The sequence below is a fragment of the Nostoc sp. UIC 10630 genome, assembly GCF_010747425.1.
Taxonomy (GTDB): Bacteria; Cyanobacteriota; Cyanobacteriia; order Cyanobacteriales; family Nostocaceae; genus Nostoc.
On the sequence record NZ_JAAGOG010000507.1, the window covers coordinates 1 to 463 of the forward strand.

General features: G+C 40.6%; 1 protein-coding gene. It reads left to right on the forward strand.

Annotated features, from left to right (window positions below; translation table 11 throughout):
• The first annotated feature begins 180 nt into the window (after positions 1–180).
• Complete coding sequence (locus G1O98_RS38635; protein WP_163939754.1) at positions 181–441, forward strand: hypothetical protein; 261 nt, start codon at positions 181–183, stop codon at positions 439–441.
• The last annotated feature ends 22 nt before the right edge of the window (positions 442–463 follow it).

Here is a 463-nt window from a genome sequence, read left to right on the forward strand (position 1 = left end):
GGAGCTAGCTTGACTGCACACATCGTCAAGTCCTTCAGCGATGCTGATACTTGGATTTAATTTGTAGTTTACTACTGAGCTATATTGCTCTGTGGAACTTGTTGAATTAGCGATTAAGCAATACACAGCTTAATCGCTGTCAAATCTGCTGAATTGTGACAATTATCTTAGGAGAAAATTATGGCTAGTATCGCTCTTTCACAACTAAATACCACCGGTTCTGAATTGTTCCAAGATTCTGAAAGCTTCCTCAACGACCTAAACAATGTAGATTCTATCACTGTTTATGGTGGTGGTAATGATGTTTCCAGTGTTGCCAGTGGTTTAGGCCCACTATTAGCTTACGGTGTTAAGGGACAAGAGTTTGCATTGTTAGGCTTCGGAGCTAGCTTGACTGCACACATCGTCAAGTCCTTCAGCGATGCTGATACTTGGATTTAATTTGTAGTTTACTACTGAGCTA

Coding starts and splice junctions, on each gene's coding strand:
- G1O98_RS38635 (WP_163939754.1), top strand. CDS start 181: ATGGCTAGTATCGCTCTTTCACAACTAAATACCACCGGTTCTGAATTG.